The sequence below is a fragment of the Agromyces ramosus genome, assembly GCF_030817175.1.
GTDB classification, from domain to species: domain Bacteria; phylum Actinomycetota; class Actinomycetes; order Actinomycetales; family Microbacteriaceae; genus Agromyces; species Agromyces ramosus_A.
Genome location: NZ_JAUSYY010000001.1, coordinates 492,511 through 518,171, shown reverse-complemented (window position 1 = coordinate 518,171; position 25,661 = coordinate 492,511). Strand labels below are relative to the sequence as shown.

General features: G+C 70.6%; 27 protein-coding genes, 1 tRNA gene and 1 pseudogene. 15 read left to right on the top strand and 14 right to left on the bottom strand.

The window, feature by feature from the left end:
* The first annotated feature begins 26 nt into the window (after nucleotides 1-26).
* A tRNA-Leu gene (locus QFZ26_RS02470) sits at nucleotides 27-100 on the top strand.
* An 18-nt stretch (nucleotides 101-118) separates the two neighbouring features.
* Here the strand turns inward: QFZ26_RS02470 and QFZ26_RS02465 are convergent.
* Nucleotides 119-1,045 (bottom strand): Ppx/GppA phosphatase family protein, encoded by a 927-nt coding sequence (locus tag QFZ26_RS02465; protein WP_307038923.1) that lies wholly within the window; start codon nucleotides 1,043-1,045, stop codon nucleotides 119-121.
* 86 nt (nucleotides 1,046-1,131) lie between these two features.
* Here QFZ26_RS02465 and QFZ26_RS02460 point away from each other — a divergent pair, with 86 nt between their 5' ends.
* Genes QFZ26_RS02460 through QFZ26_RS02445 form a run of 4 tightly spaced genes read left to right on the top strand, consistent with a single transcriptional unit; the run spans nucleotide 1,132 to nucleotide 5,562 of the window.
* The gene (locus QFZ26_RS02460; protein ID WP_307038921.1) at nucleotides 1,132-1,728 is read left to right on the top strand and encodes a TetR/AcrR family transcriptional regulator; all 597 of its coding nucleotides are present in this window, start codon (nucleotides 1,132-1,134) and stop codon (nucleotides 1,726-1,728) included.
* Complete coding sequence (locus QFZ26_RS02455) at nucleotides 1,725-3,008, top strand: MFS transporter (protein WP_307038919.1); 1,284 nt, start codon at nucleotides 1,725-1,727, stop codon at nucleotides 3,006-3,008. The genes QFZ26_RS02460 and QFZ26_RS02455 overlap by 4 nt, the downstream gene beginning before the upstream one ends.
* Nucleotides 3,008-4,252 (top strand): alanine racemase, encoded by a 1,245-nt coding sequence (locus tag QFZ26_RS02450; RefSeq protein WP_307038918.1) that lies wholly within the window; start codon nucleotides 3,008-3,010, stop codon nucleotides 4,250-4,252. The genes QFZ26_RS02455 and QFZ26_RS02450 overlap by 1 nt, the downstream gene beginning before the upstream one ends.
* Nucleotides 4,249-5,562 carry a D-arabinono-1,4-lactone oxidase gene (locus QFZ26_RS02445; RefSeq protein WP_307038916.1) on the top strand — a complete coding sequence of 438 codons (1,314 nt, stop codon included), beginning with the start codon at nucleotides 4,249-4,251 and terminating at the stop codon, nucleotides 5,560-5,562. The genes QFZ26_RS02450 and QFZ26_RS02445 overlap by 4 nt, the downstream gene beginning before the upstream one ends.
* Before the next feature lie 8 nt (nucleotides 5,563-5,570).
* On the opposite strand, the gene QFZ26_RS02440 is transcribed toward QFZ26_RS02445, so the two are convergent.
* From QFZ26_RS02440 to QFZ26_RS02430, 3 genes are read right to left on the bottom strand one after another with little or no spacing between them, the layout of a single operon-like run.
* A complete protein-coding gene (locus tag QFZ26_RS02440; protein WP_307038914.1) occupies nucleotides 5,571-6,305 on the bottom strand; it encodes an ABC transporter permease in 735 nt (244 codons plus the stop codon).
* Complete coding sequence (locus QFZ26_RS02435) at nucleotides 6,302-7,087, bottom strand: ABC transporter ATP-binding protein (protein WP_373460669.1); 786 nt, start codon at nucleotides 7,085-7,087, stop codon at nucleotides 6,302-6,304. The genes QFZ26_RS02440 and QFZ26_RS02435 overlap by 4 nt, the downstream gene beginning before the upstream one ends.
* The gene (locus QFZ26_RS02430; protein WP_307038912.1) at nucleotides 7,077-7,739 is read right to left on the bottom strand and encodes a TetR/AcrR family transcriptional regulator; all 663 of its coding nucleotides are present in this window, start codon (nucleotides 7,737-7,739) and stop codon (nucleotides 7,077-7,079) included. The genes QFZ26_RS02435 and QFZ26_RS02430 overlap by 11 nt, the downstream gene beginning before the upstream one ends.
* Nucleotides 7,740-7,892: 153 nt before the next feature.
* Between QFZ26_RS02430 and QFZ26_RS02425 the strand changes: the two genes are divergently transcribed.
* Together QFZ26_RS02425 and QFZ26_RS02420 are read left to right on the top strand one after the other, a co-directional pair.
* A complete protein-coding gene (locus QFZ26_RS02425; RefSeq protein ID WP_307038911.1) occupies nucleotides 7,893-8,459 on the top strand; it encodes a LemA family protein in 567 nt (188 codons plus the stop codon).
* Between the two features lie 9 nt (nucleotides 8,460-8,468).
* On the top strand, nucleotides 8,469-9,344 hold the full coding sequence (locus QFZ26_RS02420) for a M48 family metalloprotease (RefSeq protein WP_307038910.1): 876 nt from the start codon (nucleotides 8,469-8,471) through the stop codon (nucleotides 9,342-9,344).
* Nucleotides 9,345-9,386: 42 nt separating this feature from the next.
* Here the strand turns inward: QFZ26_RS02420 and QFZ26_RS02415 are convergent, their stop codons facing one another.
* Entirely contained in the window at nucleotides 9,387-10,598 is a 1,212-nt protein-coding gene (locus QFZ26_RS02415; RefSeq protein ID WP_307038909.1) for a winged helix-turn-helix domain-containing protein, read from the bottom strand.
* Between the two features lie 106 nt (nucleotides 10,599-10,704).
* On the opposite strand from QFZ26_RS02415, the gene QFZ26_RS02410 reads away from it, so the two are divergent.
* Both QFZ26_RS02410 and ilvA read left to right on the top strand, forming a co-directional pair.
* A complete protein-coding gene (locus QFZ26_RS02410) occupies nucleotides 10,705-11,961 on the top strand; it encodes an AI-2E family transporter (protein ID WP_307038908.1) in 1,257 nt (418 codons plus the stop codon).
* Complete coding sequence (ilvA, locus tag QFZ26_RS02405; protein ID WP_307038906.1) at nucleotides 11,958-13,205, top strand: threonine ammonia-lyase; 1,248 nt, start codon at nucleotides 11,958-11,960, stop codon at nucleotides 13,203-13,205. Before QFZ26_RS02410 ends, ilvA begins: the two co-directional genes overlap by 4 nt.
* A gap of 93 nt (nucleotides 13,206-13,298) precedes the next feature.
* On the opposite strand, the gene greA is transcribed toward ilvA, so the two are convergent.
* On the bottom strand, nucleotides 13,299-13,790 hold the full coding sequence (greA, locus tag QFZ26_RS02400) for a transcription elongation factor GreA (RefSeq protein WP_307038904.1): 492 nt from the start codon (nucleotides 13,788-13,790) through the stop codon (nucleotides 13,299-13,301).
* Between the two features lie 59 nt (nucleotides 13,791-13,849).
* Nucleotides 13,850-14,260 carry a DUF4307 domain-containing protein gene (locus tag QFZ26_RS02395; RefSeq protein ID WP_307038902.1) on the bottom strand — a complete coding sequence of 137 codons (411 nt, stop codon included), beginning with the start codon at nucleotides 14,258-14,260 and terminating at the stop codon, nucleotides 13,850-13,852.
* Nucleotides 14,261-14,344: 84 nt separating this feature from the next.
* Here QFZ26_RS02395 and QFZ26_RS02390 point away from each other — a divergent pair, with 84 nt between their 5' ends.
* Nucleotides 14,345-14,641 (top strand): hypothetical protein, encoded by a 297-nt coding sequence (locus QFZ26_RS02390; RefSeq protein WP_307038901.1) that lies wholly within the window; start codon nucleotides 14,345-14,347, stop codon nucleotides 14,639-14,641.
* Between the two features lie 6 nt (nucleotides 14,642-14,647).
* Here the strand turns inward: QFZ26_RS02390 and trhA are convergent, their stop codons facing one another.
* Complete coding sequence (trhA, locus tag QFZ26_RS02385; RefSeq protein WP_373460744.1) at nucleotides 14,648-15,337, bottom strand: PAQR family membrane homeostasis protein TrhA; 690 nt, start codon at nucleotides 15,335-15,337, stop codon at nucleotides 14,648-14,650.
* Between the two features lie 187 nt (nucleotides 15,338-15,524).
* On the opposite strand from trhA, the gene QFZ26_RS02380 reads away from it, so the two are divergent.
* From QFZ26_RS02380 to QFZ26_RS02365, 4 genes are all read left to right on the top strand, one after another.
* Entirely contained in the window at nucleotides 15,525-16,310 is a 786-nt protein-coding gene (locus QFZ26_RS02380; RefSeq protein WP_307038897.1) for an isoprenyl transferase, read from the top strand.
* Between the two features lie 69 nt (nucleotides 16,311-16,379).
* A complete protein-coding gene (locus tag QFZ26_RS02375) occupies nucleotides 16,380-17,498 on the top strand; it encodes an aminotransferase class V-fold PLP-dependent enzyme (protein ID WP_307038893.1) in 1,119 nt (372 codons plus the stop codon).
* Nucleotides 17,499-17,678: 180 nt separating this feature from the next.
* A complete protein-coding gene (locus tag QFZ26_RS02370; protein ID WP_307038891.1) occupies nucleotides 17,679-19,082 on the top strand; it encodes a PhoH family protein in 1,404 nt (467 codons plus the stop codon).
* A gap of 147 nt (nucleotides 19,083-19,229) precedes the next feature.
* The gene (locus QFZ26_RS02365) at nucleotides 19,230-19,445 is read left to right on the top strand and encodes a KTSC domain-containing protein (RefSeq protein ID WP_307038890.1); all 216 of its coding nucleotides are present in this window, start codon (nucleotides 19,230-19,232) and stop codon (nucleotides 19,443-19,445) included.
* A 47-nt stretch (nucleotides 19,446-19,492) separates the two neighbouring features.
* On the opposite strand, the gene QFZ26_RS02360 is transcribed toward QFZ26_RS02365, so the two are convergent.
* The 5 genes from QFZ26_RS02360 to xseA are packed head-to-tail and all read right to left on the bottom strand — an operon-like array spanning nucleotide 19,493 to nucleotide 23,827.
* The gene (locus tag QFZ26_RS02360) at nucleotides 19,493-20,905 is read right to left on the bottom strand and encodes a class II fumarate hydratase (RefSeq protein ID WP_307038888.1); all 1,413 of its coding nucleotides are present in this window, start codon (nucleotides 20,903-20,905) and stop codon (nucleotides 19,493-19,495) included.
* Nucleotides 20,906-20,964: 59 nt separating this feature from the next.
* Complete coding sequence (locus tag QFZ26_RS02355; protein WP_307038886.1) at nucleotides 20,965-21,621, bottom strand: carbonic anhydrase; 657 nt, start codon at nucleotides 21,619-21,621, stop codon at nucleotides 20,965-20,967.
* Nucleotides 21,622-21,670: 49 nt separating this feature from the next.
* Nucleotides 21,671-22,312, bottom strand: coding sequence for a DUF4245 domain-containing protein (locus QFZ26_RS02350; protein WP_307038884.1), 642 nt, complete (start codon nucleotides 22,310-22,312; stop codon nucleotides 21,671-21,673).
* Nucleotides 22,312-22,551 carry an exodeoxyribonuclease VII small subunit gene (locus QFZ26_RS02345; protein ID WP_307038883.1) on the bottom strand — a complete coding sequence of 80 codons (240 nt, stop codon included), beginning with the start codon at nucleotides 22,549-22,551 and terminating at the stop codon, nucleotides 22,312-22,314. The genes QFZ26_RS02350 and QFZ26_RS02345 overlap by 1 nt, the downstream gene beginning before the upstream one ends.
* Before the next feature lie 10 nt (nucleotides 22,552-22,561).
* The gene (gene xseA, locus QFZ26_RS02340) at nucleotides 22,562-23,827 is read right to left on the bottom strand and encodes an exodeoxyribonuclease VII large subunit (RefSeq protein WP_307038881.1); all 1,266 of its coding nucleotides are present in this window, start codon (nucleotides 23,825-23,827) and stop codon (nucleotides 22,562-22,564) included.
* Nucleotides 23,828-23,915: 88 nt separating this feature from the next.
* On the opposite strand from xseA, the pseudogene QFZ26_RS02335 reads away from it, so the two are divergent.
* Nucleotides 23,916-24,951 (top strand): annotated as a pseudogene (locus QFZ26_RS02335) (4-hydroxy-3-methylbut-2-enyl diphosphate reductase).
* Nucleotides 24,952-25,006: 55 nt separating this feature from the next.
* On the opposite strand, the gene QFZ26_RS02330 reads toward QFZ26_RS02335, so the two are convergent.
* Nucleotides 25,007-25,657, bottom strand: coding sequence for a DUF6264 family protein (locus tag QFZ26_RS02330; RefSeq protein ID WP_307038880.1), 651 nt, complete (start codon nucleotides 25,655-25,657; stop codon nucleotides 25,007-25,009).
* Nucleotides 25,658-25,661: the final 4 nt, after the last annotated feature.

The window sequence follows — 25,661 nt, the reverse complement described above, 5'->3', positions numbered from 1 at the left end:
CGCGGCGCCGCTGCACTCGGCGCCGCGCTCCCGTAGCCCAATCGGCAGAGGCAGGCGACTTAAAATCGCCTCAGTCTGGGTTCGAGTCCCAGCGGGAGCACCCGCAGCGCGGATCTCCTCAGCCGAGGCGGTCGAGCCGCCGCAGGATGAGTCCCTCGCGCAGGGCCCACGGCGACACCTCGAGCTCGTCGACGTCGAAGGCGCGCATGGCCTCGGAGAGCACCACGGCGCCCGCGACGATCTGGAACGTGCGGTCGGCCGTGATGCCGGGCAGCGCCGGGCGTGCGTCGGCGGGAATCTTGGCGAGGCGGGGCGTCCAGTCGTCGAGTTCGCGGCGCGTGAGCACCATGCGCTCGGATGACCCGACGCCGTCTTCCACCGTGCCGGCGAGCTTCGCGAGTGAGCGGATCGTCTTCGACGAACCGACGACGTGGTCGGGCGAGGGCAGGTCGCGGAACGGCGCGACCGCGTCGGCGAGCACCCTTCGAGCGTGTCCGCGCAGGTTCGCGACCTGGTCGGTGGATGGCGGATCGTCGGGCAGGAATGCGATGGTCGAGCGCCCGGCGCCGAGCGGCACCGACTGTGCGACATCGGGGACTTCGTCGACACCCTGGGCGATCTCGAGCGAGCCGCCGCCGATGTCGAAGAGCAGCATGCGCCCGGCCGACCAGCCGTACCAGCGACGCACCGCGAGGAAGGTGAGGCGGGCCTCGTCGTCGCCCGAGAGCACCTGCAGTTCGACGCCCGTCTCGTCGGCGACGCGGGTGAGCACCGCCTCGCCGTTGGCGGCCTCGCGGATGGCTGAGGTGGCGAACGCGAGGAGCTCGTCGATGCCCGCCTCGCGTGCGGCGGACGCCGCGCCGGAGACCGCGTCGAGGATCGCGGCGACGCCGTCGGAGGAGATGGCGCCGTCGGCCTCGACATAGCGCATGAGCCGCAGCACCGACTTGTGCGAGGCTGTCGGGATGGGGCGGGCGCCGGGGTGGGCGTCGACCACGAGCAGGTGCACCGTGTTGGAACCGACGTCGAGGACTCCGAGGCGCATGCTGCGAGCGTAACGGTTTTCGTGCATACTGATGCGACTGGGACGATCGTCCCACTTCGGTCGGCGAAGGCGTCGGGAGGAGCACGGTGGCACGCATCCCGGCGCCCGAGCGGCGAGCGGCGCTCGTCGAGGCCGCACTCCGCGTCGTCGCGGAACGCGGCATCGCACAGGCCACGACGCGGGCCATCGTGGCCGAGGCCGGCATGTCGCTCGCGAGCTTCCACTACGCGTTCGATTCGCGTGACGAGCTCATCGACGAGCTCATCACGACGGTTGTCGCGCGCGAGACGCAAGCGGTGCTCCCCGAGGTCGTCGAGGGGCGCGACCTCCACGAGCTCCTCGAGGCGGGACTGCTCCGCTATTTCGAGCACCTGCGCGCCGATCCGCAGCACGAGCAGGCGATGCTCGAGCTCACGCAGTACGCGCTTCGCTCGCCCGAGCGGCATCCGCTCGCGATCGCCCAGTACGCGCGCTACACCGAGCTCGCCGCCCACTCGCTCGCACTCGCCGCCGAGCAGGCCGGGATGGTCTGGCGCACCCCCGTCGAGCGAGTGGCCCGCGTGCTCATCGCCTTCACCGACGGACTCACCCTCACCTGGCTCGTCGATCGCGACGACGACGCCGCCCGGGCGGTCGCACACGCGGCCGCCGATGCCCTCTCGAGAATGGCCGACCCCCGATGACGAGCCTCGACCCCGACCTCGCGCCCCCCACGTCCGCACCGCTCGCCGCACTCGCCGAGCCGGTCCGCCGTGTCTCCGGCGGCTGGATCGCCTCGTTCGCGACGATCTGGTTCGGCATCTGGATGGCGCAGCTCACCCCCGTGCAGCTGCTGCTCCCCGCACAGATCGATGCGGTGCTCCACCCCGAGAACTGGGTCGACAGCGTCGTCGCGTTCGGCACCATCTCGGGCGTCGCGGCGATCGCCACGATCGTCGCGTACCCGCTCACGGGTGCGCTCTCCGACCGCACGACCTCGCGGTTCGGGCGGCGTCGACCGTGGATCGTCGTCGGTGCCGTCGTGTTCGCCCTTGCGCTCGTGGTGCTCGGCTTCCAGACGGAGATCTGGGCGATCGGCGCGGCGTGGATCGCGGCATCCGTCGGGTTCTGCATCCTCACCGCCGCGCTCACGGCGACGATCTCCGACCAGGTGCCGGTGAACCAGCGGGGCTTCGTCTCGGGTTGGATGTCGGCGCCGCAGGCGGTCGGCATCATCGTGGGGCTCATTCTCGTGACCGAGCTCGTGACTGACGCGTCGCTCGGGTACATCCTGCTCGCCGCGGTGCTGCTGGTGCTCGCCGTGCCGTTCCTCACCCGTCACGACCAGCCGCTCGCCGCGGCCGAGCGCACGCGCGTGAGCGCGAAGGGCATGCTCTCGAGCTTCTGGATCAGCCCGCGCAAGCACCCCGACTTCGGCTGGACGCTGCTCAGCCGCGTGCTCGTCTCGGTCGGCAATGCGCTCGGCACGAGCCTGCTGCTCTACTTCCTCATGTTCGGCCTCGGCGACGAGAATGCCGAAGCCGACCTCATCGTGCTGACGCTCATCTACATGGTGTTCGTGATCATCGCGTCGCTCTTCCTCGGCAAGCTCTCCGACCGGCTCGGGCGCCGCAAGGTGTTCGTCTTCGTGGCATCGGGTCTTCAGGGTGTCGCAGCGCTGCTCCTCGCGATCTTCCCCGACCTGACCGTCGCGATGGTCGCGGCGGGACTGCTCGGCCTCGGCTACGGCTGCTTCCTCTCGGTCGACCAGGCCCTCGCGACGCAGGTGCTGCCCGATGCGGCGACGCGCGGCAAAGACCTCGGCATCATGAACATCGCCTCCGCGGTCCCGCAGGCGGTCGGCCCGCTGATCGGCGCGGCGGCGGTCGTCGCGACCGGCTCCTTCGTGCTGGTCTTCGTGCTCGCGGCCGTGTTCGCGTTCGCGGGCGCGTTCGCCGTCGCCCGGGTGCGGAGCGTGCGCTGATGCCGCTCGACCTCCGGATGAGCGGCACCGGGGCGGATGCCCCGAGCTGGCGCACGCCCGACCGGTACTGGCCCGAGCTCACCGCCGCGACCGCCCACCTCGATGCCCCGGTCGGGGCGCTGCACCTCGGGGCACTCCGCCACAACGCGCTCGACATGCAGCAGCGCGCGAACGGAACGCCCATCCGGGTCGCCTCGAAGTCCGTGCGCGTGCGGGAGGTCACCGAGGCGCTTCTCCGTCTTCCCGGCTACCACGGCGTGCTCGCCTACACGCTCGCCGAGGCGCTCTGGCTCGCCGACACGATCGACGACATCGTGGTCGGGTATCCCACGGCCGAGCGTGGGAGCATCCGTCGCCTCGCCGGCGACTCCGACCTCGCGAGCCGCGTCACGCTGATGGTCGACTCGCCGGGCCAGCTCGACCTCGTCGACTCGGTGCTCCCGCCCGGCAGGCGGGAGACGATCCGCGTGTGCCTCGAGCTCGATGCGTCGTGGGATGCCCCGGTGCTCGGCCACCTCGGGGTGCGCCGCTCGCCCGTGCACGACCCGGCCGACGCAGGCGCCCTCGCCGCGTACATCGTCGCCCGTCCCGGATTCGAGCTCGTCGGCATGATGTCGTATGAGGCGCAGATCGCGGGGGTCGTGAACCGGCCGGCGGGCCGGCCGATCGACGGCGCGCTCAACCGGTGGATGCAGTCCCGCTCGATGCCCGAGCTCGTCGAGCGGCGCGCACGCGCCGTCGCGGCGGTGCGTGAGCACGCCGAGCTCGAGTTCGTCAACGGTGGCGGCACCGGCTCGCTCGAGCTCACCTCGGCCGACCCGTCGGTGACCGAGATCGCCGCTGGCTCGGGTATCCTCGGCGGGCACCTCTTCGACGGCTACGCCCACTTCACGCCGGCGCCGGCCGCCGCCTTCGCCCTCGACGTCGTGCGGCGGCCGAGCGCCGCCCACGCGACGATCCTCGGCGGCGGGTGGATCGCGTCGGGCCCGCCCGGCGACGACCGTCAGCCGCGGCTGGTGTGGCCCGAGGGGCTCAGCATGGAGCCGCGCGAGATGGCGGGCGAGGTGCAGACGCCCGTGACCGGGCGCAACGCCCGGCTTCTCGCCGTGGGCGATCGCGTGTGGTTCCGGCACACGAAATCGGGGGAGCTCGCCGAGCATCTCAACGAGTTCGCGATCGTCGACGGTGGCGAGGTCGTCGACACGGTGCCCACGTATCGCGGCGCCGGCAAGGCCTTCCTGTGACGGCGAGCGGCGGCACGTGGCGAAACTGGGCCCGAACGGAGTCGGTGCGACCGCTCCGGGTCGAGCGGCCGGCCACGGCCGGAGCGGTGCAGCGGGCCGTGGCGTCTGCTGCGGCATCCGGCCTGCGCATCAAGCCCGTCGGGTCGGGCCACAGTTTCACGGGCATCGCCGTCGCGCCGGGCGTGCAGCTCGACCTCACCGATCTCACGGGTCTCATCGACGCGGATGTCGCGACCGCCCGCGTGACGCTCGCCGCCGGCACGCGCCTGCACGAGCTGCCCCAGCTGCTCGCCCCGTACGGGCTCGCGCTGCCGAACATGGGCGACATCGACAAGCAGACGATCGCCGGCGCGACGTCGACCGGCACGCACGGCACCGGACTCGGCTTCGGCGGGCTCGCGACGCAGATCGTCGCCGCGAAGCTCGTGACCGGCACCGGTGAGCTCATCCACGTGAGCGAGACCGATCGATCCGAGCTGTTGCCCGCCGTTCGCCTCGGCCTCGGCGCCCTCGGCGTGCTCGTCGAGGTGACCCTGCAGCTCGTGCGGCGATTCGTGCTGCACGCCGTCGAAGAGCCCGAGCCGCTCGAGGAGGTGCTCGAGGGGTGGGAGCAGCGCGTGCGCGCGGCCGACCACTTCGAGTTCTACTGGTTTCCGCACACCGACACGGCGCTGACGAAGACGAACACGCGCCTGCCCGGAGACGCCCCGCGCAGGCCGCTTAAGCGCGTGCCGCGTTGGGTCGATGACGAGCTGCTCGCGAACGGCGTCTACCGCGGCGTCTGCGCACTCGGCCGCGTCGCGCCCCGCACGACGCCTTTCTTCGCGCGGCAGGTCGACAAGCTCACGGGCGACCGCGACTTCGCCGACTTCTCGCCCGCGGTGTTCACGACCAACCGCACCGTGCGGTTCTGCGAGATGGAGTACGCCGTGCCGCTCGCGGCGGTGCCCGATGCGTTCCGCGACGTACGGTCGCTGATCGAGCGGAGGGGATGGCGCATCAGCTTCCCGCTCGAGGTTCGTGCTGCGGCATCCGACGAGAACTGGCTTTCGACCGCATACGGTCGCGAGACCGGCTACGTTGCGGTGCACCGGTACTTCCGTGAAGACCCCACCGAGTACTTCAGCGCGGTCGAGGCGATCATGCGCGAGCACGGCGGACGCCCGCACTGGGGCAAGATGCACACGCAGGCCGCCGAGAGCCTGAGCGCGGTGTACCCGCGGTTCGCCGACTTCCAGCGGGTGCGCGACGAGCTCGACCCCGAGCGCCGCTTCGCGAACCCGTACCTCGATCGGGTGCTCGGCGCCTGAGGCTCGCGTCACCCCGTGCGGCGGCGCAGGGTGATCGACCCGACGATGATGCATCCGGCGATCCAGGCTCCCAGCACGAGGAGGTTGGCGAGGATCCACTCGAGCGACTCGTTGTCGTCGGCGACGGCCTGGAGGGCGTCGATGGCATAGGTGAGCGGGAGCCAGTCGCTGATGGCCTCGAGGCCCTCGGGCAGCTGGTCGCGGGGGATGAAGATGCCGCCGAGCAGGATCTGCGGGAACACGAAGATCGGCAGGAACTGCACCACCTGGAACTCGGTGCGGGCGAATGCGCTCGCGAGCAGGCCGAGCGACGTGCCGAGCAGGGCGTCGGCGACGGCGATGGCGAAGAGCAACCAGATCGATCCCTCGATCTCGAGCCCGCACACCCAGACGGCGAACGAGACGGCGATCGCGGTCTGGAAGATCGCGAGCAGTCCGAACGCGAGGGCGTAGCCGAGGATGAAGTCACCTTTGCCGACGGGCATCGAGAGCAGCCGCTCGAGCGTGCCGCGGCGGCGCTCGCGGAGGGTCGCGACGCTCGTGACGAGGAACATCACGATGAAGGGGAAGAGCGCCAGCATGGCGGGGCCGATGCTCGCGAAGACGTCGGTGTCGGTGAACATCCACGCGATGAGGCCGATGAGCAGGCTCGGCACGACGAGCAGGAGTGCGACCGTGCGCGGGTCGTGGCGGATCTGCGTGAGCACGCGGCCCGCGGTGGCGAGGGTGCGACCGGGCGTCATCGCGGCGCCTCCGTCTCGAGTCTCGGCCGCAGGTCGGGCTCGCCGCGTTCGATGAGCCGGAGGAAGGCCTGCTCGACGTCGTCGGTGCCGGTGACCTCGAGCACGCCGCGCACGGTGTCGTCGGCGAGCAGCGCGCCGTCGCGCATGAGCAGGAGCCGGTCGCAGCGCTTCGCCTCGTCCATGACGTGGCTCGAGACGAGCAGCGTGGTGCCGTCGTCGGCGAGCGAGCGGAAGAGGCCCCAGAGCTCGACGCGGAGCACGGGGTCGAGCCCGACGGTGGGCTCGTCGAGCACGAGCACCTCGGGCGTTCCGAGAAGGGCGGCCGCGAGCGACACCCGACTGCGCTGCCCGCCCGACAACGAACCGGCGAGCCGCGCGGCGACGGAGCCGAGGTCGGTGCGCTCGATCACGCGATCGACGTCGGATGCCGGTGCGCCGAGGATTCGCCGGAAGTAGGCGAGGTTCTGGCGCACGGTGAGATCGTCGTAGACGCTCGCCTGCTGCGTGACGTAGCCGACCCGCTTTCGGAGCGCGCGGGTGCCGGCCGGGACGCCGAGCACCTCGATCGTGCCCGACTGCACGACCTGCACGCCCACGATGGCGCGCATGAGCGTGGTCTTGCCGCTGCCGCTCGGGCCGAGCAGGCCCACGATGCGACCTCGCGGGACCGCGAGGGAGAGGTCGTCGAGCACCGGGACGCGGCCGCGCTTGACGTGCAGCTGCTCGACGATGACCGCGGCGCCTGATGCGGCGCCCGACGCGGCATCCGACTTATTCATCATGCGTTGAATTGTTCGCCTGCGAGGCGACCGTGTCAAGCGTTCCCGGACGCCCGGTGAGGTGCCACTGCACCGCCGGCCCGACCCGCCGCACGAGCTCCTCGACGTCGATCGAGGCGACCGGCTCGAATGCGAGGACGTAGCGCACCATGATCACCCCCACGAGCTGGGATGCCGCGAGTTCCGCCCGGAGCTCCGCGTCCTCGGCGGGGCCGAGCGCCGAGGCGATGCGGTGCATGATCTCGCGACGAAGGAACTCGCGGAGCATCCGCGCGACCGGGCCCTGCCCGACCGCCGACCGCAGGGCGGCGATGGCCGCCGGCCGCACCGGACCGGAGTCCCAGGCGCCGAGCACCGCACGCACGAGCCGCTCGCCGAGCTCGTCGATCGGCGCTTCGAGGGCCTCTTGCACGACGCGGTCGGGGCGCAGCGGCACCGACACGACCTCGGCGACGAGCCCCTGCTTGTCGTCGAAGTAGTGGTGCACGAGCGACGGGTCGACGCCGGCTCGCCGCGCGATCGCGCGCATGGAGGTGGCTTCGTATCCATGTTCGCTGAACTCGGCCGTCGCAGCATCGAGGATGCGCGCCTTCGTGTCGCCCGACTTCGCGCCGCGCGGCCGGCCACGCCGTCGGGGTTCGGAACGATCCGCCACAGGCCGAGCCTACGCCCGAAGACCGCCCCGGGGTTCCTCCGAGTCTCATGGGAACGCCCGGGGCCGCGCGGTGCCCGTCGGTAGGATGGATGCTGCATCAGATCGTCAGATCGCCCGTCGATCATCACAGAACAGCGCTGAGGAGTCCGTGCCATGGAATGGCTCATCCCCGTCATCATCGTCGTCGCGCTCGTGGTGATCGTCGGCATCTATCTCTGGGCCACGTACAACTCGCTCGTCACCCTGAACGTCCGCGTCGACGAGGCGTGGAGCGACATCACGGTGCAGCTGAAGCGGCGAGCCGACCTCATCCCGAACCTCATCGAGGCGGTCAAGGGCTATGCCGCGCATGAGCGGTCGGTCTTCGAATCGGTCACGCGTGCGCGCGCCGAGACCCTGCAGGCGCAGGGCCCCGTCGAGGCCGGTGCCGCCGAGAACCACATGCAGCAGGCGCTGAAGTCGATCTTCGCGGTCGCCGAGGCGTACCCGCAGCTCCAGGCCAGCCAGAACTTCCTGCAGCTGCAGTCGGAGCTCGTCGACACCGAAGACAAGATCCAGGCCTCGCGCCGGTTCTACAACGGCGGCGTGCGCGAGCTCAACACGAAGATCAAGGTGTTCCCGAACACGCTCTTCGTACGCGGACTCGGCTTCAACGAGCGCGACTTCTTCGAGGTCACGGAGCCTGCGGCCATCGCAGAGCCTCCGCGCGTGCAGTTCTAAGGCCCGGCGTTGTACCGAGCGATCGCCAAGAACAAGCGCAACACCGTCTTCATCATCCTGTTCTTCCTCGCCATCATCGGCGGGCTGGGATGGCTGGCGGCAGCGATCTACGACAACGTCACGATCGTCGTGGTGACGCTCGTCGTGGCGACCGGCTACGCGCTCATCCAGTACTTCACGGCCGACCGGCAGGCGCTCTCGATGTCGGGCGCGATTGAGCTGCGCAGCAAGGCCGACCATCCCCGGCTCTGGCGCACCGTCGAGAACCTCTCGATCACCACCGGCACGCCGATGCCGAAGGTGTACGTCATCTCCGACCCCGCACCGAACGCCTTCGCGACCGGCCGTGACCCTGAGCACGCGGTCGTCGCGGCGACCACCGGGCTGCTCGAGATCATGGACGACGCCGAGCTCGAGGGCGTCATGGCCCACGAACTCGGCCATGTGCGCAACTACGACATCCGCCTGTCGATGATCGTGTTCGGCCTCGTCGTCGCCGTCGGCTTCATCTCCGACATGCTCGTGCGCATGGCGTTCTTCGGCCGCGGCAACAACAACGGCAATCCGATCGTGATGGTCTTCGGCCTCGTCGCGATGCTCGTCGCGCCGCTCGTGGCGAGCCTCGTGCAGCTCGCGGTCTCCCGGCAGCGTGAATACCTCGCGGATGCCACGGGGGCCATGACCACGCGGCATCCCGACGCCCTCGCCCGAGCGCTCCTGAAGCTCGAGGCCTACGGCCGGCCCATGAAACGGCAGAACTCGTCGATGGCGCACCTCTGGATCGCCGATCCGCTGAGGCCCGGGGTCATCGACCGGCTGTTCGCGACGCACCCGCCGATCGCCGAGCGGGTCAAGCGCCTCGAGCAGATCGGCGGGGCGTTCTAGCGGTTGCGCCGTACCCTCGCCGACTCACGCGGCGACGCCGCGTCACGCCGCTGCGCGCAGCTCCGCTTCGAGGGCGGGGGAGAGATCGCCGCGCCCGATGACCGTGATGTCGTCGAGCCCCTGCCAAGTCGCAGCGCGACGCAGCACGGGCACGAGACGTGCCGCGGTGTCGGCCGGAGCGCCGACCTCGGCCCACGCCGACTGCACGCGTAGCACGCCCGCCTTGCGATCGCTCTTGAGGTCGACCCGGCCCACGACGCGGTCGTCGATGAGCACGGGCAGGGAGTAGTACCCGAACTTGCGGTCGGGCTCGGGCGTGTAGATCTCGATGCGGTAGTGGAAGTCGAACATGCGCTCGGTGCGCGGGCGGAACCACACGACGGGGTCGAACGGCGAGAGCACGGCGGCCGCCTCGATGCGCCTTGGTCGCCTCGCGTCGCGGTGCAGCCACGCGGGGGTGGCGCGGCTGCCGGTGGCCCACCCGGGAACCTCGACGGGCACGAGCACGCCGGCCTCCTCGAGCTCGGCGATGGCGGCGCGCACCGGCACCCGCTTCATGCGCCAGTAGTCGGCGAGATCGGCCTCGGTGGCGATGCCCTGCGCGGATGCCGCGAGCTCGACGAGCTGACGCACGGCATCGGCCTCCGCCGGCGGCGGGCCGAGCAGCTCGGGCGCGAGCGCCTGCTCGGGCAGCGCGTAGACGCGCTCGAACCGGCGACGCTCGACGCACACGACGTCGCCGGTGCGGAACATCATCTCGAGCGTGCGCTTCACGTCGGACCAGCCCCACCACGGACCACGACGCTCATTGGCGTCGTGCTCGATCTCGCTGGCCCGCATCGGCCCGTTGGCCGCGAGCTCGGCGCGCAGCCAGTCGGCGAGCGGCCGGTTCTCAGCGACCCAGCCGCCCCAATCGCTGCCCGAGCGTCGGAACTCCTCGCGCCGGAACTCGAACAGCGGCCACAGCTCGCGCGGGATGAAGGCGGCCTGGTGCGCCCAGTACTCGACCATGCGGCCGCGGCGGCCGCTCGTGATGCGATCGAGTGCGGCGCGGTCGTAGACGCCGACGCGGCTGAAGGCCGGGAGGTAGTGGCTGCGCTCGAAGACGTTGACGGAGTCGATCTGCAGCAACCCGAGGCGATCGACGACCCCGCCGACGGCACGGGTGCTCGCCGTCTCGGAAACCGGGCGACCGAACCCCTGCGCGGCGAGCGCGATGCGGCGAGCGAGGGCGGGACTGACGACATCGACCATGGTGTCTCCGAGGGTAGCGGGAGCGACCGACATGCGGGCCGGGCGGCCCCGGTGACATCGGTCAACCCATGCCCTGGCGGCAATATGTCCCGCCTAGACTGGAGCGATGACGGACTCGAAGGGGCGGGCCAGAGACCGGGGCAGGATGCCGCGGCAGCGGGCCGGTGAGCCCGCGCAACCGGCACAGCCGGCCGAGCCGCCAGTCGGCGGGTCAGCCGAAGCCGAGCGCGAGGTCACGGCGAGCGTCCCGTTCGGCATGCGGCTCGCGGCAGCATGGTCGTGGCGACTCCTGCTCGTGGGTGGCGTGCTCGCCGTCATCGTGTTCCTCATCATCCAGCTGCGGCTCATCGTCATCCCGATCTTCGTCGCCGTGCTCATCGGCGCGCTGCTGGTGCCGTTCGTCGGCTTCCTGCAACGCCATCGCTGGCCGAAATGGCTGGCCGTCACCGTCGCGATGCTCTCGGCGCTCGCCGCGGTCGGCGGCCTGCTCACCCTCGGCATCACACAGATCGTCCGCGGTTCCGACGAGCTCGCCGCCCAGTCGCTCGTCGCGTGGGACGACTTCCGGGAGTGGCTGCTCGAGGGCCCGTTCCACATCACCGAGCAGCAGCTGAACGACTTCGTCGACCAGGTGGTGAACTCGGCGCAGGAAGACGGCAGCGCGCTGCTGACCGGTGCGCTCTCGCTCGGTTCGACGCTCGGCCATTTCCTCGCGGGCATGCTGCTCGCCCTCTTCGCGACGCTCTTCATCCTCATCGACGGTCGGGGCATCTGGAACTGGATCGTCGGCATCTTCCCCCGTCGTGCGCGCGCGGCGGTCGACGGTGCCGGCGTCGCCGGCTGGGCGACGCTCCAGAACTTCGTGAAGGTGCAGATCCTCGTCGCGACGATCGATGCCATCGGCATCGGGCTCGGCGCATTCTTCCTCGGCGTGCCGCTCGCGGTGCCGATCGCCATCCTCGTCTTCCTCGGCTCCTTCATCCCCATCGTCGGTGCGGTCGCCACCGGCGCGCTCGCCGTGTTCGTGGCGCTCGTCTACAACGGGCCCGTCATCGCGCTGATCATGCTCGGCATCGTGCTGCTCGTGCAGCAGGTCGAGGGCCACGTGCTCCAACCGCTCATCATGGGCACCGCCGTGAAGGTGCATCCGCTCGGCGTGGTCGTCGCCGTCGCGACCGGCTCGCTGCTGGCCGGCATCCCCGGAGCGCTCTTCGCCGTGCCAGTCGCCGCGGTGCTCAACGTGATGATCGCCTACGTGTCGAGCGGCGCCTGGAAAGACGAGACCCCGCCGCCGGCCATCGCCGCACGCGCACCGCTCTGGCGCACCGTGCCGCAGCGACCCGGGTACCAACGAGGAGAATGAACGAGTTGAGCGCGACGATCGCAGGCCCGAGCCTTGCCGAGTTCACTGCCGCGCGCGTCGTCGTCGGCACGGTCGCCCGGCAGACGCCGATGGAATCCTCGCGATTCCTCGCGAGGGAGCTCGGCGTGCCCGTGTACCTCAAGTGCGAGAACCTGCAGCGCACGGGCTCGTACAAGCTCCGCGGCGCGTTCAACCGCATGTCCGCGCTGAGCGCCGACGAGCGCGCGAGGGGCGTCGTCGCGGCGTCCGCGGGCAACCACGCGCAGGGCGTCGCGTTCGCCGCTCGCGAGCTCGGCATCGGCGCGACGATCTTCATGCCCGTGGGCGTCGCGCTGCCGAAGCTCGAGGCCACCAAGGCCTACGGCGCCGAGGTCGTGCTTCGCGGCGACTCGATGGGCGAGACGCTCGAGGCGGCGGCCGCGTTCGCCGCGGCATCCGGTGCCGTGCTCATCCCGCCGTTCGACCACCACGACGTCATCGCGGGGCAGGGCACGCTCGGCCTCGAGATCCTCGAGCAGGCTCCGGATGCCACGACCATCGTCGTGCCCATCGGCGGCGGCGGGCTGGCCGCCGGCATCGCGAGCGCCGTGAAGCAGCGGGCCGCCGAGCTCGGCCGGAGCATCCGCGTCATCGGCGTGCAGGCCGAGAACGCGGCGCCCTACGTCGCCTCACTCGCGGCCGGTGCGCCGCAGCACGTCCCGATCGTGCCGACCATCGCCGACGGCATCGCCGTCTACCGTCCCGGGGAGCTCAACTTCGAGATCATCCGCGAGACGGTCGACGAGGTCGTCACCGTCTCCGAAGACGACATCGCCCGCGCCCTGCTCGTGCTGCTCGAGCGCGCGAAGCTCGTCGTCGAGCCGGCGGGGGCCGTATCGGTCGCCGCACTCATGACCGGCGCCGTGCGCAGCGACGGGCCGGTCGTCGCGCTGCTCTCGGGAGGCAACATCGACCCGCTGCTCATGCAACGGGTCATCGCACACGGGCTCTCGGCATCCGGTCGCTACCTGACCCTGCGCATCGGGCTGCCCGACCGACCCGGGCAGCTCGCCCGCATCGCCGAGCTCCTCGCCGAGGCGAACGCGAACGTCATCGAGGTGCTCCACACGCGCCACGGCTCGGGCCTGCAGATCTCCGAGGTCGAACTGCAGCTCTCGGTCGAGACCCGCGGCCCCGAGCATCGCACCGAGGTCGTCGAAGTGCTCCGGCGCGCGGGCTACGAGCCCGTCGTGCACGACGAGTAGCGGGGCGTTGCCGCGAGGCATCCGTGAACGCGCCCTCGAATGACGAACGGCCCCGTCGCCTGCGCGAAGGGGCCGTCGTCGTGAGCGGTACGACTACTGGCCGCCCCAGGTCTCGACGCCCGTGATCTCGACGGAGATCTCGCGGCCGTTGGGAGTCTCGTAGCTCGTCTTCTCGCCGATCTTCAGGCCGAGGATCGCGGTGCCGAGCGGGCTCTGCTCACTGAACACGTCGAGTTCCGAGTCGCCGGCGATCTCGCGGCTGCCGATGAGGAACGTCTCTTCGTCGCCCGCGATGATCGCGGTGATGACGGTGCCGGCCTCGACGATGCCGGTGGACTTGGGTGCGTCGCCGACCTCGGCGTTGCGGAGGAGCTCTTTCAGCTGACGGATGCGGGCCTCCTGCTTGCCCTGCTCGTCTTTGGCGGCGTGGTAGCCGCCGTTCTCCTTGAGGTCGCCCTCTTCGCGCGCGGACTCGATTCGCTTGGCGATCTCTTCACGGCCGCGGGTGGAGAGGTGCTCGAGTTCCGCCGCGAGGCGGTCGTAGGCCTCCTGGGTGAGCCAGGTGACGGTGGCGTCCTGCGCCATGATGCACACTCCGTGGATAGACGTTTCGCCCCGTCGTCTGCCGGGGCGAATGCCCTATGTTAGGTGAGCCAGCAGCGGGAAATCAAACCGGTGTTGGCCGTTTGGGCGACCCGGACGGTCTCGGTGAGGCTGCGGATGTGCTCCGTCGAAGCCGGGACCTCGATGACCTTCCAGCCCACGACCGTGAAGTCCTCGTTGAGGGCCTGCACGATGCAGGCGGTGTCGTTTCCGGGCGGCACCGAGAGGTTCCAGCTGACCTCGACCGCGCGCTCGTCGTTCATGACCTGATGGCCGGTGTCGGTGACCTCGACCGAGGGCTTCTGCCCGTCGAGTCCCGCCCAGACGACCCATGCGACGAGCACGACCGCGAACGCGACGGCTCCGGCGACGAGAAGGAACCGGTCGCGCGTGCGACGGGTGCGGGTGCGGCCGTAGCGCGCGGCGAGCGCGTCGGTCTCTGGCTCGGCCACCGCACGGCTCCTTCCGACGTCGATCGTCTAGGCTTGAATCCAGCCTATCCGACCGTGAATGGCCCGCCCCCTGAAGGGAAACCGATGCTCGTCGTGCCCGCCGCCGCCGTCCTCGCGGGCGAAGAGGAGTTCGACCCGAACTCCGTCACGCCGGGCATCTGGGGGTTCGTCGTCACGTTCCTCCTGATGGTCGTGGTGGTCCTGCTCATCCTCGACATGGTGCGGCGCATCCGGCGCACCAACTATCGCGCACAGGTGCGCGAGCAGCTCGATGCCGAAGCGCGCGATGCCGAGCTCGGCGAGGCCGACGGGCAGGCGACGGATGCCGCGGACGGCGAGCCGCGCGACGACGAACGCCCCGACGGGGCATCCGGTCGCTGACCGTCGTCAGCCGGTGTGGTACGCCGGTTCGAGGGCGATGAGCAGTGTCGCGATCCAGTGGCACACGAACGCGAGCACGGTGCACGCGTGGAAGATCTCGTGGAAGCCGAAGACGCCCGGCCACGGGTTCGGCCGCTTCAGCGCATAGACGATCGCGCCGGCCGTATACAGCAGGCCGCCCACGATCACGAGCACCATCATGGCGGCGTTGACCGCCAGCAGGTCGCCGAGGTACATGACGGCGGCCCAGCCGAGGAGCAGGTAGAGCGGCACGTACAGCCAGCGGGGCGCGTGGATCCAGAACACGCGGAAGCCGATGCCGAGCAGGGCGCCGCCCCACACGACGCCGAGCAGCAGCCACCCCTGGTCGGGCGGCAGCGCGAGGATCGCGAGCGGGGTGTAGGTGCCCGCGATGAGCAGGAAGATGTTCGCGTGGTCGATGCGCTTCAGGACGACCCTCGTCGTCGGGTCCCAGTCGAAGCGGTGGTAGAGCGCCGAGTTGCCGAACAGCAGCATCGACGTGATCACGAACACCGCGGACGCCCACTTCGCCGGCGCACCGTTCGCGAGCACGATGAGCACGATTCCCGCGACGATCGTCAGCGGGAAGGTGACGGCGTGAATCCAGCCTCGCCACGTCGGCTTCGGCTCGGCGGTGGTGCTCAGCGCGTCGTCGAGCAGCGGGATGTTGGGCAGGTCGGAGCCGTGCTGGGCGCGTGAGATCGAGGCATCCGCCGTGTCATCGGGTGCGATCGGGCGCGAGAGCCGCTCGGCGATATCGTCGTGCTCCTGGCGGCGCTTGGCAGTCATGGGGACAGCGTAGGGCCTTGCCGATCACGGTCCGCTGTGAGTATCCGCCCCCGCGGAGCGGTAGCGTAGTGCCGTGCAGACGAGCGATCAGCCCCTCGGTCGCGGCATCCTCTACCGCCTCTACCAGAACCGGCTGCGGCGCGCCCTCGACCCCGCGGCACTGCCCCGCCACGTCGCGATGATCATCGACGGCAACCGGCGCTGGGCGAGGCAACTGGGCTACGAGTCGGCAGCCCACGGCCACCGTGCCGGGGCGGCGAAGATGCGCGAGTTCCTCGAGTGGTGCGACGACCTCGGCATCAGCACGGTCACGCTCTACCTGCTCTCCAGCGACAACCTGGGCAATCGCCCGAGCGCCGAGCTCGCCGATCTCATCGAGATCATCGCCGAGCTCGCCGAGGAGCTCTCGCACTACCGCGATTGGAAGGTGCAGCACGTGGGGTCGGATGCCGGGCTGCCGGCGCCGCTCGTCGCCGCCCTCGACGCTGCCGAGCAGCGCACCGCCGACAAGCGTGGCCTGCACGTGAACCTCGCGGTCGGGTACGGCGGCCGCAAGGAGATCACCGACGCGATGCGCTCGATCGTGGCGTCGCATCACGCAGAGGGCCGCAGCCTCGAAGACCTCGCCGAGCGCCTCACGCCCGACCTCATCGGCGAGCACCTCTACACCGGCGGCCAGCCCGACCCCGACCTCGTGATCCGCACCTCCGGCGAGCAGCGGCTCAGCGACTTCATGCTGTGGCAGGCCGCCCACAGTGAGTTCTACTTCGTCGAGGCGCTCGGGCCCGACCTGCGGAAGGTCGACTTCCTCCGCGCGCTCCGCGACTACGCCAAGCGCCATCGCCGCTTCGGTGGCTGATCTGATCGGTCCCGTGCTCACGCGGGCCGCGCTCTGCCAGAATGAGCCTCGGAGAAGGGGGCACCTCACGTGACCATCGACGAATTCACCGCCGGGTTCACCGAAGAGCCGGGCTACCTCGACTACGCGCGCGTCGGACCCCTCTCGACCGTCGTCGCCGAGGAGGTGCTCGGGTCCACCCAAGTGCTGCAGCGGGCACGGCACGGCAGCCTCGACAACCTGCTCGAGCAGGATGTGCGGCTGCGCACGGCGGCCGCGGCCGTCACCGGAATCCCCGCCGACCAGATCGTGGCGCAGCCCAACACCACCCAGGGCCTCATGCACGCGATGTTCGGGCTCACCGGCGGCGTGCTCCTCTCGGCCTTCGAGTTCCCCAGCCTGCCCATCGCCGCCGTGCGCGCGCAGGAGGCCCTGCACACGGTGCAGCCGGTGTGGCTCGAGACCGACCACGGCAAGGTCACGCCCGGGCAGATCCGCGAGCAGCTCGAATCGAACGTGGCCGCGGTCGCCGTGAGCCTCGTCGACTCGCGCACGGGCTACCTCTGCGACATCGAGGGCATCCGGCAGGTCATCGGCGACCGGCTGCTCATCGTCGACGCGATCCAGGGCTTCGGCGTCGTCGATGCGCCCTGGCAGGCGGCCGACGTCGTGCTCACGGGTGGGCAGAAGTGGTGCCGCGCCGGGTGGGGCACCGGCATCATGGCGCTCTCCACTCGGGCGCTCGAGCGACTCACCCCGGTGTTCTCGGGGTTCACCGGCACCGAAGAGGCGGAGCCGTGGGGCGAAGTGCCCCCGCCCGCCCCTGACGCCCGGGCGTTCCGCATCTCGCATCAGGACCCGATCGCCGCCGCCCGTTTCGCCGCGGCCCTCGAGGAGATCGACCGCGTCGGCGTCCCCGCGATCAACGCGGCGGTCGCCGAGGGCGTGAGCCGGGCGATCGGCCTGGCCGACGAGTTCGCGATCGCGGTCGTCTCCTCGCGCGACGAGCGGGAGCGAGCCGGAATCGTCGTGCTCGAGCCGCCCGCCGAGCAGGTCACGCTGCTCACCGCGTCGCTCCATAACCACGGGGTCACCGCCACGACGAGGCTCGGCCAGGTGCGACTCTCGTTGCACGCCGCGACATCCGAGGAGACGTTCGACATGCTCCGGGGGGCGTTCGTCTCGTACAGCACCGCCGCGTCGTACTGACCCGCCGTCTCAACGACCTCCGTGCCGCGTTTCGGTGAACACCGTGTGGCGCCCCGCGTGTCGGTCGCGTGGATTCGCCGCCGCAGTCGTAGCGTCTGAGGCATCGGGCAAGGTGCCTGATCGAGTCGGCTCGTGAACCGCTCGTAGGAGGATCGCCGGCCGGCGCGAGAGCCGAGCGACATGCTCGGGGTGGGAGCGGTCGTGGCTTCTGTTGAAACCTCCAAGTCCGTCGGTCGAGTCGCGGGGCGCGCCAAGGCGCAGTCCGGTGAGGCGTCTGCTGCGCCGGTGGCGCAGTCCGAACGGACGTACGTGCTCGACACGTCGGTGCTGCTCTCGGATCCGAGGGCACTGTTCCGATTCGCCGAACACGCGGTGGTCCTGCCGGTCGTCGTCATCACCGAACTCGAGGCGAAGCGCAACGACCCCGAGATCGGCTACTTCGCACGGCAATCCCTCCGCATCCTCGACGAGTTGCGCATCGAGCACGAGCGACTCGACTTCCCGATCCCCGTCGGCGAGGGCGGCTCGCTCAGGGTCGAGCTCAACCACTCGAACCCGTCGGTGCTTCCGAGCGGACTCCAGCTCGGCGACAACGACTCGCGGATCCTCGCGTGTGCGGCGAACCTCGCACAGGACGGCATCGCGGTCACCGTCGTCTCGAAAGACCTGCCGCTCCGCGTCAAGGCCGCGTCGATCGGCCTGGACGCCCAGGAGTACCGCGCCGAGCTCGCCCTCGATTCCGGCTGGACCGGCATGGGGGAGCTCTCGCTCGGTTCCAACGACATGGCGAAGCTCTACGAGCACGAGGCGATGACCACCGCAGAGGTCGAGGGGATGCCGGTGAACACCGGGCTCGTCATCCACTCCGAGCGCGGCTCGGCACTCGGCCGCGTCGTCGGCGAACGCGAGGTCAAGCTCGTGCGGGGCGATCGGGACGTGTTCGGCGTGCACGGCCGCTCAGCCGAGCAGCGGCTCGCGATCGACCTGCTGCTCGACCCCGAGATCGGCATCCTCTCGCTCGGCGGTCGCGCCGGGACCGGCAAGTCGGCGCTCGCGCTCTGCGCCGGCCTCGAGATGGTGCTCGAACGACAGCAGCACAAGAAGATCATGGTGTTCCGCCCGCTCTACGCGGTGGGTGGCCAGGAGCTCGGGTACTTGCCGGGCGACCAGGGAGAGAAGATGAATCCGTGGGGGCAGGCGGTGTTCGACACCCTCGGCTCCGTGGTCTCCGACAACGTGCTCGAGGAGGTCATCGACCGCGGCATCCTCGAGGTGCTCCCGCTCACCCACATCCGAGGGCGCTCGCTGCACGACGCGTTCGTGATCGTCGACGAGGCGCAGTCGCTCGAGCGCAACGTGCTGCTCACCGTGCTCTCCCGCATCGGCCAGAACTCCCGGGTCGTGCTCACCCACGACGTCGCCCAGCGCGACAACCTCCGGGTCGGTCGTCACGACGGTGTCGCGAGCGTCATCGAGACGCTGAAGGGGCATCCGCTCTTCGCCCACATCACGCTCACCCGGTCGGAGCGCTCGGCGATCGCGGCGCTCGTGTCGGAGATGCTCGACGGTGCAGAGCTGACCTGATCCAGCCGAGGCCACGAGCGCGAGCGGAGGTCATCGGCGCGACGGGCGCGCGAATCCGAGCGGATCGCCCTCCCCAGCCGCCGTTCTCCTCCGCTCGCGTCGCGGTGCGGCCTTCCGTCGGCGCCTGTCGCGTGCTTGCCTTGATGCATGGCGAGGATTCGGCGCATCGAGTCAGAGGCGCTGCTGGGCGCCGCGTACGACCGGGAGAGCCGGGTGCTCACCGTGCAGTTCGAGTCGGGCTCGATCTACGAGTACTTCGAGGTCGAGCCCGAGCTCTACACCGAGCTGGAGGCCGCTCAGCCGCATCCGTGGCGTGTCGTCGGCGCGCGCGTCAAGGAGCACCGGTACCGGCGGCTCGCCTGAACGCCGAGCACCGCGAGCCGCGCCGCGCGGTGCTCGGCGTTCGGAGGTCAGGCCTGGGGCGGACGCGTCATCGAGAGCAGGTCGAGCGCGGCGTCGAGCTGGGCCTCGCTGAGCTCGCCACGCTCGACGTAGCCGAGCTCGATGACCGCTTCGCGAACGGTGACGCCGTTGGCGACCGAGTGCTTCGCGATCTTCGCCGCCGCCTCGTAGCCGATGAGCTTGTTCAGCGGCGTGACGATGGACGGGGACATGCCCGCGAGGGCCGCGTTGCGCTCGACGTTGGCCTCGAGGCCCTCGATCGTCTTGTCGGCGAAGGCGCGCAGGGAATTGGAGAGCAGGCGGATCGACTCGAGCAGCGCCGTGCCCATGACGGGGATCTGCACGTTCAGTTCGAAGGCACCGGATGCCCCGCCCCACGCGATGGTCGCATCGTTGCCGATGACCCGTGCGCACACCATGAGCACGGCTTCGGGGATGACGGGGTTCACCTTGCCCGGCATGATCGAGGAGCCCGGCTGCAGGTCGGGGATGCTGAGCTCGCCGAGACCGGTGTTCGGGCCCGAGCCCATCCAGCGCACGTCGTTCGCGATCTTCGTGAGGCTCACGGCGATGGTGCGCAGCGCGCCGGAGGCGTCGACGAGCCCGTCGCGGTTGGCCTGCGCCTCGAAGTGGTCGACCGCCTCGGTGATCGGCAGCTCGGTCTCCTGCTGAAGGAGCTCGATCACGAGCTGCGGGAAGCCGGCAGGGGTGTTGATGCCGGTGCCGACCGCGGTGCCGCCCAGCGGCACCTCGGCGACGCGGGGGAGCGCCGAGCGCACGCGCTCGATGCCGAGGCGCATCTGGCGCGCGTAGCCGCCGAACTCCTGGCCGAGCGTGACGGGCGTCGCGTCCATCAGGTGCGTGCGGCCGGCCTTCACGATGCCCGCCCATGCCTCGGCCTTGGCCTCGAGGGCGACGGCGAGGTGGTCGAGTGCGGGGATGAGCTCGTCGATGAGCGCGGCCGTGACGGCGATGTGCACCGAAGTGGGGAACACGTCGTTGGAGGACTGCGAGGCGTTGACGTGGTCGTTGGGATGCACGGGACTGCCGAGCTTCGAGGTCGCGATCGTCGCGAGCACCTCGTTCATGTTCATGTTCGACGAGGTGCCGGAGCCGGTCTGGTAGACGTCGACGGGGAAGTGCTCGGCGTAGTCGTGGCGGCCCGCGATGACCTCGTCGGCGGCCTCTTCGATGGCGGCGGCGATGGCAGGGTCGAGCACGCCGAGCTTCGCGTTCGCCTGCGCGGCGGCCTTCTTGATGCGCGCGAGGGCCTGGATCTGCTGCGGCTCGAGCCCGGACCCGGAGATCGGGAAGTTCTCGACCGCGCGCTGCGTCTGCGCCCGGTAGAGCGCCGATGCGGGCACCCGCACCTCGCCCATCGTGTCGTGCTCGATGCGGTAGTCGGCGGCGTTGTCGCCCACGGCGGGTTCTCCTTCGGTTGCTGCCGGGCCCTCCCGGCGAGTGCCGCGGAACGCGGCGGTCAGATGCGGCCGACGACGATGTCGGTCTCGGCGCGTCCTTCGAACAAGCGGTAGTTGGCGCCGACGATAGCCAGCGTACCCGCTGCGATCGCGTCGCTGATCATCTCGGAGCTCTCGAGGAGCTCGGCCACGGTGTCGCGGAGGTGCTCGCGACCGACGAACCCCGCGTCGACGTCGTCGGGCCGGATGGGTGCTCCCGGTTCGCCGCCCGCCACGCGCCTCACGGCGGGCACGATGCGGTCGACGATCGAGGCGATGTGCGCCGGCAGCGGAGCGGCATCGGGCGCCTGCGAGTCGATGGCCGCGCGCACCGCGCCGCACTCGTCGTGGCCGAGCACGAGGATGAGCGGCACTCCGAGCACCCCGACGGCGTACTCGAGGGAGCCGAGCACCGAGTCTGAGATGACCTGCCCGGCGTTGCGCACGACGAAGGCATCGCCGAGGCCGACGTCGAAGATGATCTCGGCCGAGAGCCGCGAGTCGCTGCAGCCGAAGATCGCGACGAGCGGCCGCTGCGCGGTGGCGAGCGAGGTGCGATGGTCGACGTCTTGGCGGGGATGCTGCGGCTCGCCAGCGATGAACCGCTCATTGCCGCGACGAAGCTCCCGCCACGTGGCGGCCGGCGTCTCAGGGCGTTCGGTCGGCTTCTCGCTCACGGGCGCTCCTCTCGGTGTTGGGCTGGATTCAGTGGTGGTGCGGTCGGGTTCAGCTCAGGGCTTCGATGGTCGGCACGAGTGCGCCGGCGAGTGCCTCGAATTCGGCCGGCGTCGCGGTGCCGAGGAGCACGAAGGTGCTGCCGCCCGCCTCGGTGGTGAGCCCGTATTCGGCATTGCCGACGTCGTCGCCGGTGCCCCGGTTGTCGTAGACGGTCCACTCGACGCCGTCGATCGTGGTGGTGCCGGTCGCGAGCGTGCGCTCGAGGAGTGCGGAGACCCACGTGGAGTTCGCCTGGAGGCCCTGGTACATGCCGATGTACTCGCTGCTCGGGGTGAGGTACCCGGCGTACCAGGCGGTGACGCCGTCTGCTTCGCTCGTGCGGAGCTCGGCGGCGTTGGCCCGCCAGCCCTCGGGGACCTTCGGCACCGCCAGCGGGTCGTCGCTCGCGATCTGCGCCTGCTCGGCGACGGCGGCGACGTCGATGTCGCGATCGATGGGGGCGCCGCTGCGCGGCACGATGAGCACGATCACGAGGACGATCAGCAGGCTCGCGCCGAGCGCGAGGACGAGGTTCTTCAGCGTCTGCCGCTGGCGGTGCTTGAGGGAGTTCTCGGCCTTGCGGGCCGCGGTCTCTTCGGGGGTCTCGGGCCGGCCGAGCTCGGCGACGACCGGGGGTTCGCGCGTGGCCATCAGCGCTCGCCGGCGTCGTCGCCCGAGGACCGCCGCGCACCGGAGCGGGCGGCATCGAGCCGCGCCTTCGCACCGATGAGCCACTCTTCGCACCGTGCGGCGAGCGCCTCGCCGCGCTCCCAGAGGGCGAGCGACTGCTCGAGGGTCGCCGAGCCCTGCTCGAGCTCGCCGACGACCCGCACGAGTTCGTCGCGGGCCTGCTCGTAGCTCAGCTCGGCGACATCGGTGGTGGGGGGCATGGGAACCATTCTATTCGGCGGCGGCGACAGGCCCCGCCGCGGGCGCATCGGTCACGGGCCGGCCCTGTGCCGGGCCGCGGGAGACCGCCGCCAGTGCACCCTCGGCGAGCGTCACGACGAGCGGGGTGCCGTCGGGAGCCGCGGCCGGAGTGCGCAGCACGTGGCCGTCGGCGCCCTGCACGATGGCATACCCGCGATCGAGGGTCGCCTGCGGCGACAGCGCGCGCAGATGGCCTCGCAGCTCGGCGGTACGGGCGGTCGCTCGCTCGAGGGTGCGGTCGATGAGCTCGCTGCCCCTGGCGACCCATCGGGTGAGGTCTTCAGCTCGGCGGTCGATGATCCACGCCGTGTCGGCCAGGGCGGGTCGTGAGCGGAGGTGCGTGATGCGGTCGACCTCGCGAGCGAGCATGGCCGACAGGCGCATGCCGAGCCGTGCGCGGGCCTGCTCGATGCGCACGAGCTCTTCGTTGATGTCGGGCACCACGCGCTTCGCGGCATCCGTCGGCGTCGACGCCCGGAGGTCGGCGACCTCGTCGAGCAGCGGCCGGTCGGCTTCGTGGCCGATCGCGGAGACGATGGGGGTGGATACGGCGGCCGCGGCCCGAACGACGCGTTCGTCGCTGAAGCCCAGGAGGTTCTGGAAGTCGCCGCCGCCGCGCGCGACGATGATGACCTCGACGGCCGGATCGGCGTCGAGTCGCTTGATCGCCGCGACCACCTCGGGTGCGGTGCGATCGCCCTGCACGGCGGCGTGCACGACGCGGAACTCGACAGCCGGCCAGCGGAGGCGCGCGTTTCGCAGCACGTCGTTCTCTGCGTCGCTGTCTTTGCCCGTGATGAGCCCGATGACCCCCGGCAGGAAGGGCAGCCGGCGCTTGCGTTCGGCGGCGAAGAGCCCCTCGGCTGCGAGCTGCGTCCGCAGCCGTTCGAGCCGCTCGAGCAGGTCGCCGAGGCCCACGTGCTTCAGGTCGAACACCTGCATCGAGAGCGAGCCGCCCTTGACCCACCAGCTCGGCTTGACGAGCGCCACGACGTGGTCGCCCGGCTTGAACTGCTCGTCGAAGCGCGCACGCACCGACGACCACACCGTGAACGACAGCGTCGCGTCGGCATCGAGGTCTTTGAGCTTGCCGTAGACGTTGCCGGCCGAGATGCCCCACTGCGTGATCTCGCCCTCGACCCAGACGGTGCCGAGCCGGTCGAGGTACTGCTTGAGCTTGCCGGAGAGCACCGCAACTGGCCACGGCGCCTCGCGCGTGGCTGGTGCATCCGTCATGGGGGCCTCTCAGGTCGCTCGCCCAGTCTCGCCGCGTAGGATGGGCACCGTGACGAGCTTGACGGATGCCCCGCGAATCGGCCTCGGCATGCCCAGAGTCCCGGGCGTGCGCGGCCGGCTCAAGGATATCCCGGTCCCCGGACACAAGCGTGTGCTGCTCGCGGCCCCGCGCGGCTACTGCGCCGGAGTCGACCGTGCGGTGATCGCCGTCGAGAAGGCGATCGAGCACTACGGCGCGCCCGTCTACGTGCGCAAGCAGATCGTGCACAACATCCACGTGGTGACCGAGCTCGAGGCGCAGGGGGCGATCTTCGTCGACGAGGTCGACGAGGTGCCCGAGGGCGCCCACATCGTCTTCAGTGCGCACGGCGTCTCGCCGGCCGTCGTGAACGCCGCCGCCGACCGCGGGCTGCATGCCATCGACGCGACCTGCCCGCTCGTCACCAAGGTGCACCGCGAGGCGGTGCGCTTCGCCCGCGACGACTTCGAGATCCTGCTCATCGGCCATGAGGGCCATGAAGAGGTCGAGGGCACCGCCGGGGAGGCGCCCGATCACGTCACCCTCGTCGGCAGCCCCGATGAGGTGGCGAACATCGAGGTGCGCGACCCCGACAAGGTCGTGTGGCTCTCGCAGACCACGCTCTCGGTCGACGAGACGATGGAGACGGTGCGTCGGCTCCGCGAGCGGTTCCCGAACCTGCAAGACCCGCCGAGCGACGACATCTGCTACGCCACCCAGAACCGCCAGGTCGCCATCAAGAAGGTCGCCCAAGACGCCGACCTCGTGATCGTCGTCGGCTCGGCCAACAGCTCCAACAGCGTGCGCCTCGTCGAGGTCCGCCCTCGAGTACGGCGCGAAGGCCGCCTACCGCGTCGACTACGCGAGCGAGGTCAAGCAGGAGTGGCTCGACGGGGTCGAGACGGTCGGCGTGACGAGCGGGGCATCCGTGCCCGAAGAGCTCGTCCAAGAGCTGCTCGCCGCGCTCGCCGACGCCGGCTATGGCGACGTCGCCGAGGTGAAGACGGCTGAGGAAGACCTGATGTTCTCGCTCCCGAAGGAACTGCGCAAGGACCTCGCCGGCAACCGCGACGCGCGGGCGCTCGGCGGCCGCGTCTCACGCTGACGCGAACCCGGCGTCACGCGACCTCCCGATACGCGGCGCCCGAGGCGCGCGGGCCTCAGGCCGGCGTCAGGCTCGCGGCGAGCGCCGGGTCGCTGAGGATCACGATCGTCATCGCGCCGTACAACGCGATGAACGAAACCGCGCCGCCGACGAGCGGCACCCAGAACGCGAGGCGCCGTGCGCGAATCCGCGAGATCGACCACCATGCGGTGAGCAGCCACAGCACCCCCTGGAAGATGGAGCCGGCGAGGAGGATCGCGGGCACTTCGGGCCCGGGAACGTAGTCGAGGGGCGTGCCGCCCGTGCCGAGCATCTCGGCGGCCCGGCTGATGGCGTCGGGAAGCACGTCGGGCAGCGACTGCAGCGTGCTGATCGAGATCCACGTGCCGAACACGCCGAGCACGAGCAGCATGATCGTGATCAGCCGATCGGTGGGGCGCTCGCGGCGGCCCTCGACCGAGGCTGCGCGAGCCGAGCGAGTGGTTGCCGCGGCCGGAGGCGTGACCATCTGCGGCGCAGGGTCGGAGATGTGGTCTTCGGCGGGGGGCTTCCACGTCCAGCCCTCGGGCGCGTACTCGCCGAACTGCGGGCGGGGGCGCTCGTCGCGGGGAACGGGCGGAACGGCCGGGGCGGCCGGCACGTCGCCGCGCGCGGCACCGCCGCCGTCCGACTCGTCGGACGGGCGGGCGGCACCGTGCTGCGACATCCGG